Below are 16,889 nucleotides of genomic sequence, written 5' to 3'. Positions count from 1 at the left end.
CCGTTTTTTATCAAAATGACATTTTACTCCTACATAATGTTAACATCAGTGCGCTAATAAAAAACAATCAGAATCACTTAATCAAGGTGGTTCATGACAAGGAGAAATCATGTCTACACAGATGTCAGTATTTTTAAGTCAAGAAGCTGCCCAGCCTCAGTGGGGAGCTAGAGCTATTTTATCGTTCTCTGAATTAGGAGCGACAATTCACATTAGTGAAGGCCACGATTTAGGTGCGGTTCAACGTGCTGCTCGTAAGCTTGACGGACAAGGTATCGCATTCGTTTCACTTTGTGGTGAAGGTTGGGATCTAGAAAGCGTTTGGGCTTTTTACCAAGGCTACCGTGGACCAAAGAAAAAGAATGCATTGGAATGGGATGCACTTTCGGAAGCTGACCAAGCAGAGCTAGAAGCTCGTATTCGCGCGACTGATTGGACTTGTGACATTATCAACAAAACCGCTGAAGAAGTGGCACCTCGTCAACTAGCGACGATGGCTGCTGAGTTCATCAAGTCAGTGGCACCAGCGGGCACTGTTAAAGCGAAAATCGTTAAGGATAAAGATCTACTAACCGAAGGTTGGGAAGGTATCTACGCGGTAGGCCGCGGCTCTGAGCGCACATCTGCCATGCTTCAACTTGACTTTAACCCAACTGGCGATGAAAACGCTCCAGTATTTGCTTGTCTCGTGGGTAAAGGTATTACTTTCGACTCAGGTGGTTACAGCATCAAGCCTGGTCAATTCATGACAGCAATGAAGGCTGATATGGGCGGCGCAGCAACCATCACTGGTGGTTTAGGCTTGGCAATTGAACGTGGTTTAAACAAGCGTATCAAGCTTATCTTATGCTGTGCAGAGAACATGATCTCTGGTCGTGCATTGAAACTGGGTGACATTATTACCTACAAAAATGGTAAAACTGTTGAGGTAATGAACACCGATGCGGAAGGTCGTTTGGTATTGGCTGATGGCTTGATGTTCGCGAGCGCACAAAATCCAGAATTGATCATCGATTGTGCAACGCTAACAGGCGCGGCTAAAAATGCACTAGGTAATGATTACCACGCGCTATTAAGCTTCGACGATGAGTTGTCTCACCAAGCTCTAACGGCGGCAAACCAAGAGAAAGAAGGTCTATGGCCACTGCCTCTTGCTGATTTCCACCGTGGCATGTTGCCTTCGAACTTTGCTGATCTTTCAAACATCAGTTCTGGTGACTACACACCGGGTGCAAGTACCGCTGCTGCATTCCTTTCTTACTTTGTAGACGACTACAAAAAAGGTTGGGTTCACATGGACTGCGCGGGTACTTACCGTAAGTCATCTAGTGATAAGTGGGCTGCAGGCGCGACCGGTATGGGTGTTCGCACGCTGGCTCGTCTTCTTATCGACCAAGCAAAATAATAATAAGGGTGAGCGGTATCAGAATGCCGCTTATTCGTAAACTAAGATCGAATGATCTCAGTAATTTCAGTATTTAATAACAAAAAAATGAAGTGAAGGAATCCCTATGGCTCTAGAAAGAACGTTCTCAATTGTTAAGCCAGATGCAGTTAAGCGTAACCTTGTTGGTGAAATCTACCACCGCATTGAAAAAGCAGGTCTAGAAATTATTGCTGCTAAAATGGTTAGCCTTACTGAAGAACAAGCAAGTGGCTTTTACGCAGAGCATGAAGGCAAAGAGTTCTTCCCAGCTCTTAAAGAGTTTATGACTTCTGGTCCTATCATGGTTCAAGTGCTTGAAGGCGAAAATGCTATCGCTCGTTACCGTGAATTAATGGGTAAAACAAACCCAGAAGAAGCAGCATGCGGTACTATCCGTGCTGATTACGCAATCAGCATGCGTTACAACTCAGTACACGGCAGCGATAGCCCTGAGTCTGCAGCTCGCGAAATCGAATTCTTCTTCCCAGAATCTGAAATTTGCCCACGCCCAGCTCAATAACTGGCACTGCAAATGACTTTAAAGGCTTCACTTCGGTGAGGCCTTTTTCGTTTCGATACTTTGTTGAATAACAGGTGGAGTATCGAAGCGAAATCCTTGATACCTAGCTCTTCGGCTTTGGGATCACGACTACTTTTGTTAGTCACATTCTTGTAGTGATGATTGGCGAGTTGTTGCTGAGTATTAGCGTCACTCCCGATAGCGGCAAAGGAGTGTAATAGGGGAGCTCTCTCTTTGAATTGGTCAAATTTAAGCGTTCAAATATGGGTGATTGAATTTTAATCACTTAAGTTTGAATGTCTTAATAAACTCAGGGTTTTACAGTGCTTGTTGAAGTTGCGTAAAGCCTGTACAATTCGCGCCCTTAATTATTGTTCCGTCATTGAGAGGCATCATGACCACAGCTAAAGTCAATCTACTCGATTTTGATCGTAAAGGTCTTCGTAAATATTTCATAGAAGAACTGAATGAGAAAGCATTTCGAGCAGAGCAAGTGATGAAGTGGATTTATCACTTCGGTGTCGATGACTTCGAACAAATGAACAACATCAATAAAAAATTGCGCGAGAAACTGCAGCACCGCTGTGAAATTGTTGCACCGATTGTATCTGACGCTCAGCACTCTGCAGACGGTACAATTAAATGGGCAATGAAAGTGGGTGACCAAGACGTAGAAACGGTATACATCCCTGATGGCGACCGTGCGACGCTGTGTGTATCTTCGCAAGTTGGTTGTGCGCTTGAATGTAAGTTCTGCTCTACAGCTCAACAAGGCTTCAACCGTAATCTGAAAGTTTCAGAGATCGTAGGTCAAATTTGGCGTGCCGCACGTGAAATTGGTTTAGAGAAAGAAACAGGTCGCCGCCCAATTACAAACGTAGTAATGATGGGTATGGGTGAGCCTCTACTTAACATGAAGAACCTAATACCATCATTGGAAATCATGCTTGATGATCTAGGCTTCTCACTTTCTAAACGTCGTGTGACGGTATCAACGTCAGGTGTTGTATCTGGTCTTGATCAAATGACTGATAACATCGATGTAGCATTAGCTATTTCTCTCCACGCTCCGAACGATGCGCTGCGTAGCCAAATCATGCCGATCAATGACCGTTGGGATATCCAAGACTTCCTAGCTTCGGTTCGTCGTTATATTGCATCTTCAAATGCGAATCGCGGTAAAGTAACGGTTGAGTACGTTCTATTGGATCATGTGAATGATGATATGGACCACGCTCGTGAACTTGCTGAGCTAATGAAAGAAACGCCATGTAAGATCAACCTGATTCCATTTAACCCTTACCCAGGGTCGCCTTACAAGAAGCCAAGCAATTCTCGAATTGATCGCTTCCAAAAAACGTTGATGGAATACAACTACACAGTAACGGTTCGTAAAACTCGTGGTGATGACATTGATGCCGCATGTGGCCAGTTAGTAGGTGATGTTATTGACAGAACCAAGCGTACCAAAATTCTGAAAGCCGCTTCAGAAGCGAACCTGATTGCAGGTGGTGTAATTGAAGTAAAAGCGGTATAAAACGCGATTTGAATATAAACAAGCCAGAAGTATAACTTCTGGCTTGTTGCTTTTATGGCGTGTAGTTTTCCAAAATTTGGACTTCTTCCCCATGCTTTCTTACATTTTTCGTCAAATTTTGGACAAAACCATGAGCTGACGGTAAATTTTGTTTAAAGTGTTTTTGCCTTGCAATGGCATTAGCTTATGATTAACAAATCTTAAATTAATTTAAGTGCTCGCTTGTTACCCTCATCAATATGTCTATTTAGGTTGGCTACTTGATAAACTAGCTTCCTGAGAACATTGTTCATAACAATATGACTGATGTTCGTCTTTAAGGGTTGATGATTTAGGTAACAGGAAAAATTCCACATAAAGTGGGTTGCTAGATTGAGCTTAAACGACAATAAAAAACGCTCTCATCGACCTACGATAATACTTTAGAAGTTCACACTCTATGAACACAGAACACGATACACAGACACAAGAAACAGTTGCTCCAACTTTGGAAGCAGGAACTCTGCTTAAAAACAAACGTGAATCTCTTGGTTTAACACAAAAGCAGATCTCTGATCGCTTGAAGCTTCGCGTTACTCTGATTCAGCAAATTGAAGAAAATCAATTCGAGACAGATCAAGTCGCGACGTTTATGCGTGGCTATATTCGCTCATACGCGAAATACGTCAATCTTGATGAGAAAGTGGTTTTGAATGCGCTTCACCATACTGGTGATGCTCAACACCAAGAGCAAGAAATGCTGAGTTTTTCTCGAAAGACAAAAACTGAAAAGCACAACAGTCGCATTATGATCCTCACTTGGAGCATCTTTGCCGTTATTGTGGGTATCTCTTCATTGTGGTGGTGGCAGAATCAACAACAAGACACCTTATCGCAATCTTTAATTAATACTGAAAGCTCAGAAGAGCTAGTGGTAGAAGAGTCGCTTGATCCTGAGTTAACTTCATTAGAAGTTATTGAAGCCGAGCAAAACACAGAGACATCTCTTGTTACTGAAAATGCTGATGACCTTACTGTAGATAGTGCTACTGAAGCTTCAAGTTCTCTCGAGCCAGTTGAACTTGTTGAAGAAGTACAAGAGTCTGAAAATGTTGCCTCAGTTACGGCTGATCCTGAGACTGTGGTTTCTGCATCTGTCGCCAACGAGCTAACTATGCAGTTCTCTTCAGATTGTTGGATCCAAGTGAAAGATGCTTCTGGCAAGACTTTGTCTACTGGTATTAAAAAAGCAGGTCAGACACTCAATCTTTCAGGAACAACACCATATAAAGTGATTCTGGGTGTGCCTGAAGGCGTATCGATGACATTTGCAAGTGAACCTGTCGACCTTTCTGGGTATACTTCAGGCAAAGTAGCTAGAATAACCTTACCTTAGAGTTAATATGCAACACGAATCTCCTATTATTCGTCGCAAATCAACCCGTATTTATGTGGGTGATGTGCCGATCGGTGATGGTGCACCTATTGCTGTGCAATCCATGACCAACACAAGAACAACAGACGTCGCCGCTACCGTTGCTCAGATTCGAGCTTTGGAAAAAGTTGGCGCTGATATCGTTCGCGTATCTGTACCAACTATGGATGCCGCTGAAGCGTTTAAGCTAATCAAACAGCAGGTATCTATTCCTTTGGTTGCTGATATCCATTTCGATTACCGTATCGCTCTTAAAGTGGCTGAATATGGTGTGGACTGTCTGCGTATCAACCCTGGCAACATCGGTAACGAAAGTCGTATCCGCTCAGTTGTTGATTGTGCTCGCGATATGAATATTCCGATTCGTATTGGTGTTAACGGCGGCTCTCTTGAAAAAGAGATCCAAGAGAAATACACAGAGCCAACAGCCGAAGCGCTTGTTGAATCAGCAATGCGTCACGTAGATATCTTAGACCGTCTGAACTTTGATCAATTTAAAGTCAGCGTTAAGGCTTCTGATGTATTCCTAGCCGTAGGCTCTTACCGTTTGCTGGCTAAACAGATTGATCAACCTCTGCACCTTGGTATTACTGAAGCGGGCGGTGCTCGTGCCGGTTCTGTGAAGTCAGCTGTAGGCTTAGGCATGTTATTGTCTGAAGGTATCGGTGATACGCTGCGTATCTCGTTAGCGGCTGATCCTGTTGAAGAGATTAAAGTTGGCTTTGATATTCTTAAATCTTTGCGCATTCGCTCACGTGGCATCAACTTCATTGCGTGTCCGAGCTGTTCTCGCCAAGAATTCGATGTTATCAACACCGTTAACGCCCTTGAAGAACGCTTAGAAGACATAGTGACTCCAATGGACGTCTCTATCATCGGTTGTGTCGTTAACGGCCCTGGTGAAGCTGAAGTGTCTCACTTAGGCCTTGCGGGTAGTGCACGTAAGAGTGCCTTCTACGAAGATGGCAAGCGTCAGAAAGAGCGTTTTGATAACAATGATCTTGTCGACAAGCTTGAAGCTAGGATCCGAGCGAAAGCATCGGTGCTTGATAAAGCAAATCGCATTGACGTAGAAAACTTAGAAGATTAATAAAACGCGATGAGGTGTGTTTGTCTATTCGAACCTACACCTGGTCGTGAGAAATTACGGAATAAATACTGTGGCTAAAAATATCCAAGCAATTCGAGGCATGAACGACTGCCTTCCAACTCAATCACCACTGTGGCAGAAAGTAGAAAGCGCAGTTAAAAGCGTGGTGAGTGCCTACGGTTACAACGAAGTACGTATGCCTATCGTTGAAGAAACGAACCTATTTAGCCGTGCGGTTGGTGAAGAGACAGACGTTGTTTCTAAAGAGATGTACACCTTTGATGACCGCAATGGCGATAGCCTAACGCTGCGTCCAGAAGGTACAGCTGGTTGTGTACGTTCATGTATTCAAAACAGCCTTATCAACCGTGATGAACAGCGCCTATGGTACATGGGTCCAATGTTCCGTCACGAGCGTCCTCAAAAAGGTCGTTACCGTCAATTCCACCAATGTGGCGTTGAGGTGTTTGGCCTAGACGGTCCAGACGTAGACGCTGAGCTTATTATGATGACGGCACGTCTATGGCGTGAACTTGGCATCGATAAACACGTTCGCCTCGAGCTGAACTCAATCGGTTCTCAAGAAGATCGTGTGAGCTACCGTACAGCGTTAGTGGCTTTCCTTGAGCAACACATTGATGTGTTAGATGAAGACTGCAAACGTCGCATGCACACTAACCCATTACGTGTACTTGATACTAAGAACCCGGATGTTCAAGCTATCTTAGGTGACGCACCTCGACTATCTGAATATCTAGGTGAAGAATCAAAGCAACATTTTGCTGGTTTGTGTGAACTTCTTGACGCGGTTGGTATCGAATACCAAGTTAATGAGCGTCTAGTACGTGGTCTTGACTACTACAACCGCACAGTATTTGAGTGGATTACAGACAGCCTAGGCGCGCAAGGTACAGTATGTGGCGGTGGCCGCTATGATGGTCTTGTTGAGCAACTAGGTGGTAAAGCAACGAATGCTGTTGGTTTCGCTATGGGCTTAGAGCGTCTGGTTCTTATGATGGAAACGCTAGAGCTAACAGAAGTTCGCCGTAGCGTTGATGTATATATGGTTGCAGCTGGCGAAGGTACGATGATCGCAGGCATGCAGTTAGCAAATCAATTGCGCGACACCGTTGAAGGCGTACGTGTGATGAACCACTTCGGTGGTGGTAACTTCAAGAAGCAATTCAAACGTGCTGACAAAGTAGGTGCTGTTGTGGCGTTAGTACTTGGTGAGAACGAAGTTGCTGACAATACCGTTGTACTAAAAGATTTGGTTGGCGGCGTGCAAGAAACCGTGTCTCAAGCGGAAGTTGCAGAGAAAGTTGCTGCGCTAATCTAATTAGCTATTGAGCAAACGCTCATAATGAATATTAACGTCAGCCACATGCTGGCGTTTAAAGAATTAAAGAGGACAGGAAGTGGAACTTTACGATAGCGAAGAGCAACAGGTTGAAGCCATTAAAGATTGGTGGAAAGAGAACGGTAAAGCCGTAATCTTTGGTGCGGTTATTGGTTTAGGTGGTCTATTTGGCTGGCGCTATTACCAAGATTCAGTAGTTGAAGCACGTGAAGCAGCTTCTGAAAGCTATACCTCTGTAATTTCAGCTCTTGAAGCTAAAGGCGTTGATGCTCAATCTGATATTCAAGCTTTTATCGACGCAAACAAAGATGCTGAGTATTCAGTACTTGCTGCAATGCAACTAGCAAAAGCACAGGTACAAGCCGGTGAACTCGCAGCGGCACTTGAACAGCTTGAGTGGGCAAAATCGGCAACTAAGGATGCGGCACTAGCGCCACTACTTACATACCGTGTTGCACGCATCAAAGCTGAACAAGGTGAATTTGATGCAGCATTGACTGATCTTGCTGCAATGACAGATGAATCTTGGAAAGGCCGTGTTGCTGAACTTCGTGGCGATATCTCACTTCGTAAAGGCGATACAGACGCAGCATACAGTGCTTATACAGAAGCACAGCAAGCTGTTGATGCTAGCCAAACGCTTCAAATCAAACTTGACGACCTAGCTAAATAAGGCGCTTTGAATGAAGAAGATGTTTCCCAAAGCAGCGTTGTGTGCGATTGCTCTTGGCCTATTGGCTGGCTGTGCGGGTGAAGAAGACACAGTAATCATGGCTCCAGTACCAACAGTTAACAGCGAGTTCACTCCTAAACAGGAATGGTCTACGTCGGTTGGTGATGGTGTTGGTCACTACTTTTCAAAGCTGACGCCAGAACTGGCTTACGACAAAGTGTTTGTTGCAAGCCGTGAAGGTTTAGTTAAAGCACTTGATCCTGAAACAGGTAAAGAGTTATGGAAAGTCGACCTTGAAAAAGACGTACTGGCTCGCTTATCTGGCGGCTTAACGGCAGCCTACGGTAAAGTGTTTGTTGGTTCTGAAAATGGCGAAATGATCGCTTTAGAAGAATCAACAGGTGAAGAGTTATGGCGCGTTTCAGTAAATGGTGAGGTGCTTGCATCCCCAGCGACTGAAAACAACATGGTACTTATTCATACTAGCCGCGGCATGATGATCGCATTAGACCAAGAGACCGGCGAGCAAAAGTGGACGATCAGTACTGAAGTCCCAAGCCTAACACTTCGTGGTGACAGTACACCTGTTGCTGTTTCGGGTGGTGTTTTCTGGGGAACGGCAAATGGTCGACTGGCTGCTGCTATCGTTGACCGTGGTCAGCTTATTTGGCAACAGCCAGTAGGTACGCCAAAAGGCGCAACGGAAATTGATCGCTTAGTTGATGTTGATGCATCTCCAGTTGTTCTTGGTGGCACGCTGTATACCGTTGGTATTAATGGTCAGTTGATTGCAATTGATCTTCGTTCTGGCAAACCTATCTGGAAACGTAACTATTCGTCAGCGATTGACCTCGCGAGCGATGGTAGTCGTTTGTTTGTGGTTACAGATAAAGACCATGTGGTTGCTGTTGATGCGCGTAGTGGTACTGAACTTTGGAGCACTCCATTGTTAGAAAACCGCTTATTAACTGCTCCTGCTATTATTAACGGCTATGTTGTTGTGGGTGACACTGAAGGTTACCTGCACTGGTTAGAACGTTCATCGGGTAAGTTTGTTGCTCAACAGTTAGTCGATGATAGCGGCTTTGCGGTTGCACCAATTGAACTGCCTGAAGGCTACTTAGTGACGACTCGCAATGGCGATGTAAAGAAACTAACGATTAGCCAATAAAAGCGTGATATAATTCACAGTCGGCTCCTGGTTGGTAACAGCTAGGAGCCGTTTTGTTGTTTAAAATTAATAAATCGTGTGGTTATAGGTAAGAGTTTTAACTTGAAAACAAGTGCTTACCTATAACTACATTTATAGAAGAAATTGTAGAGGTTGTTATGGTACCTGTTGTTGCTCTAGTAGGGCGTCCGAACGTAGGTAAATCTACGTTATTTAACCGATTGACTCGAACTCGTGATGCATTGGTTGCGGATTTCCCTGGCTTAACGCGTGACCGTAAATACGGTCATGCTCATTTTAGCGAGCATGACTTTATTGTTATTGACACTGGTGGTATCGACGGTACCGAAGAAGGTGTTGAAACTAAAATGGCTGAACAGTCGCTAGCAGCGATTGATGAAGCTGATGTCGTTCTATTTATGGTAGATGGCCGCGCTGGTCTAACGCCTTCGGACGTTGCTATCGCTAAGCACCTTCGTCAACTAGAAAAGCCTTCAATGCTAGTCGTAAACAAGGTTGATGGTATCGACCCTGATGCTGCAAGTGCTGACTTCTGGCAACTAGGTGTAGAAGACATGTACCAAATCGCTGCAGCGCACGGTCGTGGTGTAACAGCGTTGATTGACCTTGCTCTTAACCCGTTCGCAGAAGCTCTAAAAGCTGAGAATGGCGAAGTAAGCGATTTGACTGAGTTTGAAGACGAAGAAGAAGAGCAAGTTGATTTCACTGAAGAAGAAGCAGAAGAAGAATTCAAGCGTCTTCAAGATCAACCAATCAAGCTAGCGATCATTGGCCGCCCTAACGTAGGTAAATCAACACTAACTAACCGTATTCTTGGTGAAGAGCGTGTGGTTGTTTACGATATGCCAGGTACAACTCGTGACTCTATTTATATTCCAATGCAGCGTGATGAGCGTGAATACGTTCTAATCGATACTGCTGGTGTTCGCCGTCGTAAGAACATCAACGAAACTGTTGAGAAGTTCTCGGTTGTTAAAACACTGAAAGCGATTGAAGACGCTAACGTTGTTTTACTGCTTATTGATGCTCGAGACAACATTTCTGATCAAGACTTAAGCTTGTTGGGCTTTGCGTTGAATGCTGGTCGTTCTATCGTAATTGCAGTAAATAAGTGGGATGGTCTAGACAGCGATGTTAAAGATCGCGTTAAGAAAGAACTAGACCGCCGTTTAGGTTTTGTTGATTTTGCTCGTATTCACTTTATCTCTGCACTTCACGGTACAGGTGTTGGTCACTTGTTTGAGTCTGTTCAAGAAGCTTACAAGTCAGCGACAACGCGTGTTGGTACTTCTGTACTGACTCGTATCATGAAGATGGCGACTGATGATCACCAACCACCTATGGTTCGTGGCCGTCGTGTGAAATTGAAATACGCGCACGCTGGTGGCTACAACCCACCGATTATCGTTATCCACGGTAACCAAGTTCGCAACTTGCCAGATTCATACAAACGATTCTTGATGAACTACTATCGTCGTTCACTAGAGATTATGGGTACACCTATTCGCATTCAATTCCAGAACAGCGAGAACCCATTTGAAGCGAAGACAACCAAGCTGACAATTTCTCAAGAACGTAAACGTAAGCGTATGATGACCATGGTTAAAGGTCGTAAGTAAACCTTTCCAATTGATTTGATACCCGAGCCTGTCTCGGGTATTTTTTTAAGTAAAATTTGAGTTGATCCATAAAAATTGGCTCTATATCTATTATGGGTTAACGAATAAAACTCGATTCCAAAAGAAGAACGATATGACCACTAGCGATTCAATGACACCAGCGACATCCATGAAACCAACAATAGTCATCACACCAACCATCACTCAATTTTGCCATCAAACTTGGCAACTCAACGCTAAGGTGATGTATGTCGAAAATGACACGACTAAAACTTACCTGATCACTGATACGACCCCTTTCCATCCTGTGAGCCATATGTGGCCAGATCACCCTGCGGATAAAGGTTTTGTGAGTGTGGGGGATGCGCAATATCCCGTTGAAGACTGCCTTGTTGGTTCAATAGAACAATCCACTGGAAAACTTTGTATCGCAGCAGATATTCCTGTTAAGCGTGATACGGAAGGGTGGGTGTTTGTGGTTGTTCACCAACTGCCTGCATCAGCTTCTATGATTAACATTAACGATAAAGTCGAGTTGTCGGTTGATAAAGAATACCAAGCAAGCCTGAGTCGTGGGCATAGTGCAGGACACATCGCTTTCTTAGCTTTAAATAAAGTATTGGCTGAGAGTTATTGGCGCAAAGATGCGGATAGAAAAGATCCGCTCGGCAGTTATGACTTCAATAGCTACGCACAAGTGACTAGCTTTGTGACTCCAGATCTGTGTACCGATAAGTATCGTTTAGGCAAAACCCTGAAGAAGCGCGGCTTGAACGTAGCAGATATGCTAACCAATCTTGATGGTATTGAAGCCGACATCAACCAGATGATTACAGGTTGGTTCGCAGATTCGACGCCAGTAGCAATGAGACTGGAAGGTGAGGCATTAACAGACTCTCGCTATTGGGAGTGGCAGTTGGATAGCGACACTTTAGTGTCTATTCCTTGTGGTGGTACTCACATCGAGAATACGTCAGAGCTTAAGGTATTATCGGTTAAGTTAACCCAGTTAGATGACCAGCATATTGAAATGCTGACGCATGTAATTCGATAATTTAGGTTACAGATCGAAATTACTTATTCTGTTTATTCTGGTTAATCATGTCACTTTCAATATAAATGACCATTTAAAATTGAAATGCAGCACATGTAACTTATGCTTTCGGTGTGTGGTGATATAAATATTCTTTTTGGGGTAGATCGCTGATCAAAATAGATAAAGCAAAAGATCAACCTATGATCTTCGATTGTGTGTTGTGGTTATTTAGTGTGTTATTATTAACCAATAGTAAGCTTGCATAAGAACAAGCTGCACTCAAATACACAATTGAAAGCTTTAGTGAATGGAACAAAATTTTTTATTAGAAGGTCATCGAGCAGTCAACAGTTTGCTTCGAAAGCTAGCTCTTGGAATGGATCGTAAAGATTTAAACCAGAAGATTATTCAGCTTACAGAGCAGCTTTTTGGGCAGCGTATGGCATCAATATTACTGCTCAACTCAGAGTCGAATACGTTGCACCTCGAATGTGCGCCTAACTTGCCAGATTTTTATAATCAGCAGATAGAAGGCGTTGAGATTGGTGTGGGTATTGGTTCTTGTGGAGAGGCAGCAGCGCTTAAGAAAGCTGTGATGATCTCTGATGTTAATACACATCCAAATTGGGCTCCTTTCTTAGCCTTGACTAATCAAGCCAACTTACATGCTTGTTGGTCGGTGCCAATTATTTCTTCGCATGGTCATGTGTTGGGTACATTCGCTATTTATAGTCGATGTATTTCTGAACCTCATGAATTTGAATTAGAGATCTTAGAGTTACTTGCTTCTTTGTATTCGGTAGCACTCGAGAAATACGAGCTAGAGAATCAACTCAACTTTTTTGCTAGTCATGACTCTCTGACACATTGTTTGAATCGTCGAGCATTATTAAGTGAAGCTAAGAATATTTTAGTTAAACGATGTTTTGCGGACAAAGTGATGGCATGTCTGTTTGTCGACGTCGATAAGTTCAAGTCGATCAATGATACGTTCGGCCACAGTTTTGGTGATGATATTTTGTTGACCGTTGCAAGAGTTCTCGACGAGGCAACCACGGCATGTGCCAAGATTGGCCGCTACGGTGGCGATGAGTTTGTGGTGTTTTCTTGCTTTGATACAGAAGAAAAAGTGTCAGACTTTTATCACAACTTAGAACAATCGTTGGATCAAGCTCTCTACATCAATGGCGTTCAGTTTTCAGTCAGTGTTGGGCTTGCTTGTGAAAGAGAGCCTCAAGGACTTGGTCCGTTGATTGCTTCAGCTGATAAAAGCATGTATCAAATCAAGCAAGCCAAGGCGCAGAAATAGTAGATTGATTGTCAGAACTGAAAAGTAACAGTTAGGATTTCCTATGAGTGAAAATATCTGCCCTAAATGCCAGTCAGAGCTTAGCTGGGATGGTAAATACCATTGTGAAAGTTGCCAAGCTCATTTTGAAAAAATTGGTTTTTGTCCTGAATGCAGTAGCCAATTAGAGAAGCTTCAAGCTTGTGGTGCAGCGAACTATTTTTGTAATGCTGATTGTAATGAACTTAAATCTAAGTCGAGAGTAAAGTTCGAATTTCAACAAGCCTATTAATCTGTAGCGGTATGGCTGGACGACAATTTGTGATGTTTATTAGAGGCTCAATATGAAGATATTGGGTCTTTTTTGGATCTGACGAATACGTTTGTGTCATCTTGGTTCATTCTTATCATTGCTGCACCAGCATGAAACATCGTGACCTTGTTGCTATGCACTGCATTGGTGTTAACTTGATTAAAGTATTAATAAATACAATTACTTAAAACTTTGTTAATAATATTTTAAGTTTGGCACTCTTCTTGTAACTCTGTAATTGAATAACAAAAATACAATTATGGAGTAACAATCATGAACAAGGTGTTCAATTTATCGCTAGCTGCACTGTGTACAACACTTTCATTTTCTTCTGCAACAGTGCTTGCGGCTGACGATACTATTAAGGTCGGCGTTCTACATTCATTGTCAGGCACCATGGCGATCAGTGAAACAACCCTAAAAGATACCGTTCTTATGCTCATCGACGAGCAGAACAAAAAAGGCGGCTTGCTTGGTAAGAAGTTGGAACCTGTGGTTGTTGACCCTGCTTCCAACTGGCCTTTGTTTGCAGAAAAAGCGCGTGAGCTTATCGAGAAAGAAAAAGTGGATGTGGTGTTCGGAGGTTGGACATCGGTCTCACGTAAATCCATGTTGCCTGTTTTTGAAGAGCTAAACAGCATCCTTTTCTATCCAGTACAGTATGAAGGTGAAGAGTCTTCTAAAAACGTTTTCTACACTGGCGCTGCGCCAAACCAGCAAGCGATTCCTGCCGTTGATTACTTAATGGATGAACTGGAAGTGGAACGCTGGGTTCTCGCGGGTACAGATTACGTTTATCCACGTACGACGAATAAGATCTTAGAGTCATACCTGAAAGGTAAAGGTGTCGCAGAAGAAGACATCATGATCAACTACACGCCGTTTGGTCACTCTGATTGGCAATCTATTGTTTCAGACATCAAGAAGTTTGGTGAAGCAGGCAAGAAAACCGCCGTTGTCTCTACTGTAAATGGCGATGCAAACGTTCCTTTCTATAAAGAGCTTGGTGCTCAAGGTGTTTCATCTGAAGACATTCCAGTGATTGCATTCTCGGTTGGCGAAGAAGAACTATCGGGTATGGATACTGAACCTCTTGTGGGTCACTTAGCGGCATGGAACTATTTCATGAGCGTTGATACTGAAGTCAATGAAGAGTTCGTTGAAACATGGCAGTCATTCATTAAGAGTGACAAACGCGTAACGAATGACCCGATGGAAGCACACTATATTGGTTTCAACATGTGGGTTCAAGCCGTAACAAATGCGGGTACAACCGACGCTGAAGCGGTGCAAGATGCTTTGATTGGTGTGTCTGTTCCTAACCTATCTGGTGGCTACTCAACCATGCTACCAAACCACCACATAACTAAACCGGTACTGATTGGTGAGATTCAAGATGATGGTCAGTTTGACATCGTGTGGGAAACCACAGGCCTAGTTGCGGGTGATGCTTGGTCTAACTACTTACCGGAATCAGCAAAACTATTCTCTAGTTGGTCTAAGCCATTCTCATGTGGTGCGTTCAACGTTGAAACTAAAAAGTGTTCTGGTGGTAACTAGAGTTATTCGCTCTTAGCTGGTTATTAGTTACTAGTTATCAGCTACTGGGTATTAGTTATTACCAGTCACTACTAACTATGAACATTGAGCCTTCTCTTTAGGAAAGAGCGCTTCTGCTTAGGGGTGTAACGAAAGAGAAGGCTCAAGTTAGTTTCAAGTCACAACAACTATCCACACATCCACCAAGTAAAAAATAACAATATCTAACTTGTTGGTTAAGGAAGCAGGGATGAAGAACGTATTAAACGTATTTAAGGCGCTGTTGCTCATGGCGGTCAGTGCTCAGTTGGCTTTTGCTGGAATAACAGATGAAGCTAGCTTTACCAAGGCGCTAGTTGGTAAAAAAACATCGGATAAAGAGCTAGCCATTGATTGGATCATTGAGACACAAACGGAAGACGTGTCGAAGGCTATTTTAGATGGATGGTTAAACGGAAGTCTCTATTACTTCAATGATAAAAAAACCGAACATTATAAACAGCTCTACCTCATTCAAAACACCAAAACAGCCATTTCAGCTCAGTCTGTATGGGATGATTCAACGCTTAATATCGACAATGCCAAGCTGTTTAAAAAGGTTCGCGTAAACAACAAACTTCGCGGGATCTTACGTGGCGAAATTGCCTCAATTGGATTAAATAGCAGTAACTCAGATGTGCGTTATCAAGCGGTTTTGGACCTACTGGGGACTAAAGACGCTGCAATTATCGGTCGCTTAGCTGAACTTAGAAAAAGTGAGACTGATGACAAGGTGACTGAGTTAATCGACTTATCGTTAGCTGTTTTTACGTCGCTTGATAACCGTGCAACAACTGAAGCTCGAGTAACGTCGATTGAACGAGTGGGTGACTTCAAACATTCAGTGGTTCTGAAAACACTCAATCAACTGCTTAACACTGAACAAGAGCCAAGCATCACCGCAGCAGCAGAACGTGCCATGGACGATTATCAACAAAGCCAAGCTCTGTACTCAGGTGTTGAAACCGTATTCTTTGGCTTGAGTTTAGGTTCGGTATTGGTACTAGCGGGTATTGGCTTAGCGATCACCTTCGGTGTGATGGGCGTTATCAACATGGCTCATGGTGAGCTGATCATGATTGGCGCTTACACCACCTATGTATTGCAACTTCTGATGCCGAATCACATTGGTTTAGCGCTGATACTTTCTATTCCTGCAGCATTCATCGTTTCTGGCTTAGTGGGTATTGCGATTGAGCGAAGCGTGATTCGTCACCTTTATGGGCGTCCATTAGAAACCTTGCTCGCCACCTTTGGTATCAGCTTGATCTTGCAGCAAGCCGTTCGCTCGATTTTCTCTCCATTGAACCGCTCAGTAAGCACGCCTGAATGGATGTCTGGCGCACTTCAATTAAACCCAATGCTATCTCTGACTTATAACCGACTTTATATCATCCTGTTCTGTGGTTTGGTGTTTATGGGGTTATTGATGGTTCTGAAAAAGACACCGTTAGGCCTTCAGGTTCGTGCCGTTTCTCAAAACCGTGGTATGGCTCGTGCGATGGGGATTCGATCGGAACGTGTTGATGCGATGACCTTCGGTTTAGGCTCTGGCGTCGCAGGTGTTGCGGGTGTAGCGCTTTCTCAACTGACTAACGTTGGCCCAAATATGGGGCAGGCGTACATCATTGATTCTTTCATGGTGGTGGTGTTTGGCGGGGTTGGCAACTTATGGGGCACACTAGTCGCAGGGCTCAGCCTTGGCTTATTTAATAAGATTTTAGAACCATGGGCTGGTGCGGTTCTCGCCAAGATCCTAGTACTGGTTTTCATCATTCTGTTTATTCAAAAACGTCCACGCGGACTGTTCCCGCAACGTGGCCGTGCGGCTGAAGGTTAAGGA

At 43.7% G+C, this 16,889-nt stretch carries 14 protein-coding genes; all 14 read left to right on the top strand.

The window, feature by feature from the left end; genetic code table 11:
* Positions 1-109 precede the first annotated feature (109 nt).
* Positions 110-1,405 carry an aminopeptidase PepB gene (gene pepB / locus OCV36_RS12825; RefSeq protein ID WP_135455557.1) on the top strand — a complete coding sequence of 432 codons (1,296 nt, stop codon included), beginning with the start codon at positions 110-112 and terminating at the stop codon, positions 1,403-1,405.
* A 106-nt stretch (positions 1,406-1,511) separates the two neighbouring features.
* On the top strand, positions 1,512-1,946 hold the full coding sequence (ndk, locus tag OCV36_RS12820; protein WP_017074115.1) for a nucleoside-diphosphate kinase: 435 nt from the start codon (positions 1,512-1,514) through the stop codon (positions 1,944-1,946).
* Between the two features lie 394 nt (positions 1,947-2,340).
* Positions 2,341-3,483, top strand: a complete 1,143-nt coding sequence (locus tag OCV36_RS12815) for a bifunctional tRNA (adenosine(37)-C2)-methyltransferase TrmG/ribosomal RNA large subunit methyltransferase RlmN (protein WP_135455555.1) — start codon at positions 2,341-2,343, stop codon at positions 3,481-3,483.
* Positions 3,484-3,922: 439 nt separating this feature from the next.
* Complete coding sequence (locus OCV36_RS12810; RefSeq protein WP_135455554.1) at positions 3,923-4,858, top strand: RodZ domain-containing protein; 936 nt, start codon at positions 3,923-3,925, stop codon at positions 4,856-4,858.
* 7 nt (positions 4,859-4,865) lie between these two features.
* The gene (gene ispG / locus OCV36_RS12805) at positions 4,866-5,987 is read left to right on the top strand and encodes a flavodoxin-dependent (E)-4-hydroxy-3-methylbut-2-enyl-diphosphate synthase (RefSeq protein WP_017074118.1); all 1,122 of its coding nucleotides are present in this window, start codon (positions 4,866-4,868) and stop codon (positions 5,985-5,987) included.
* 70 nt (positions 5,988-6,057) lie between these two features.
* Positions 6,058-7,326: a histidine--tRNA ligase gene (gene hisS / locus OCV36_RS12800; RefSeq protein ID WP_017074119.1), complete on the top strand. Its 1,269-nt coding sequence runs from the start codon at positions 6,058-6,060 to the stop codon at positions 7,324-7,326.
* Between the two features lie 79 nt (positions 7,327-7,405).
* Positions 7,406-8,020: a YfgM family protein gene (locus OCV36_RS12795; protein ID WP_135455552.1), complete on the top strand. Its 615-nt coding sequence runs from the start codon at positions 7,406-7,408 to the stop codon at positions 8,018-8,020.
* A 10-nt stretch (positions 8,021-8,030) separates the two neighbouring features.
* Positions 8,031-9,191: an outer membrane protein assembly factor BamB gene (gene bamB / locus OCV36_RS12790; RefSeq protein ID WP_017074121.1), complete on the top strand. Its 1,161-nt coding sequence runs from the start codon at positions 8,031-8,033 to the stop codon at positions 9,189-9,191.
* 158 nt (positions 9,192-9,349) lie between these two features.
* The gene (gene der / locus OCV36_RS12785; protein WP_102550960.1) at positions 9,350-10,831 is read left to right on the top strand and encodes a ribosome biogenesis GTPase Der; all 1,482 of its coding nucleotides are present in this window, start codon (positions 9,350-9,352) and stop codon (positions 10,829-10,831) included.
* 133 nt (positions 10,832-10,964) lie between these two features.
* Positions 10,965-11,885 carry an alanyl-tRNA editing protein gene (locus OCV36_RS12780; protein ID WP_135455550.1) on the top strand — a complete coding sequence of 307 codons (921 nt, stop codon included), beginning with the start codon at positions 10,965-10,967 and terminating at the stop codon, positions 11,883-11,885.
* Between the two features lie 289 nt (positions 11,886-12,174).
* Positions 12,175-13,176 carry a sensor domain-containing diguanylate cyclase gene (locus OCV36_RS12775; RefSeq protein WP_135455548.1) on the top strand — a complete coding sequence of 334 codons (1,002 nt, stop codon included), beginning with the start codon at positions 12,175-12,177 and terminating at the stop codon, positions 13,174-13,176.
* Between the two features lie 43 nt (positions 13,177-13,219).
* On the top strand, positions 13,220-13,447 hold the full coding sequence (locus OCV36_RS12770; RefSeq protein WP_135455546.1) for a zinc ribbon domain-containing protein: 228 nt from the start codon (positions 13,220-13,222) through the stop codon (positions 13,445-13,447).
* A 294-nt stretch (positions 13,448-13,741) separates the two neighbouring features.
* On the top strand, positions 13,742-15,028 hold the full coding sequence (urtA, locus tag OCV36_RS12765) for an urea ABC transporter substrate-binding protein (protein WP_135455543.1): 1,287 nt from the start codon (positions 13,742-13,744) through the stop codon (positions 15,026-15,028).
* A 229-nt stretch (positions 15,029-15,257) separates the two neighbouring features.
* Positions 15,258-16,886: an urea ABC transporter permease subunit UrtB gene (gene urtB / locus OCV36_RS12760; protein ID WP_135455541.1), complete on the top strand. Its 1,629-nt coding sequence runs from the start codon at positions 15,258-15,260 to the stop codon at positions 16,884-16,886.
* Positions 16,887-16,889: the final 3 nt, after the last annotated feature.

This window comes from Vibrio echinoideorum (genome assembly GCF_024347455.1).
Classification (GTDB): domain Bacteria; phylum Pseudomonadota; class Gammaproteobacteria; order Enterobacterales; family Vibrionaceae; genus Vibrio; species Vibrio echinoideorum.
Note: the sequence above shows the minus strand (reverse complement) of the source record. Positions and strands in the feature narration are given on the sequence as shown.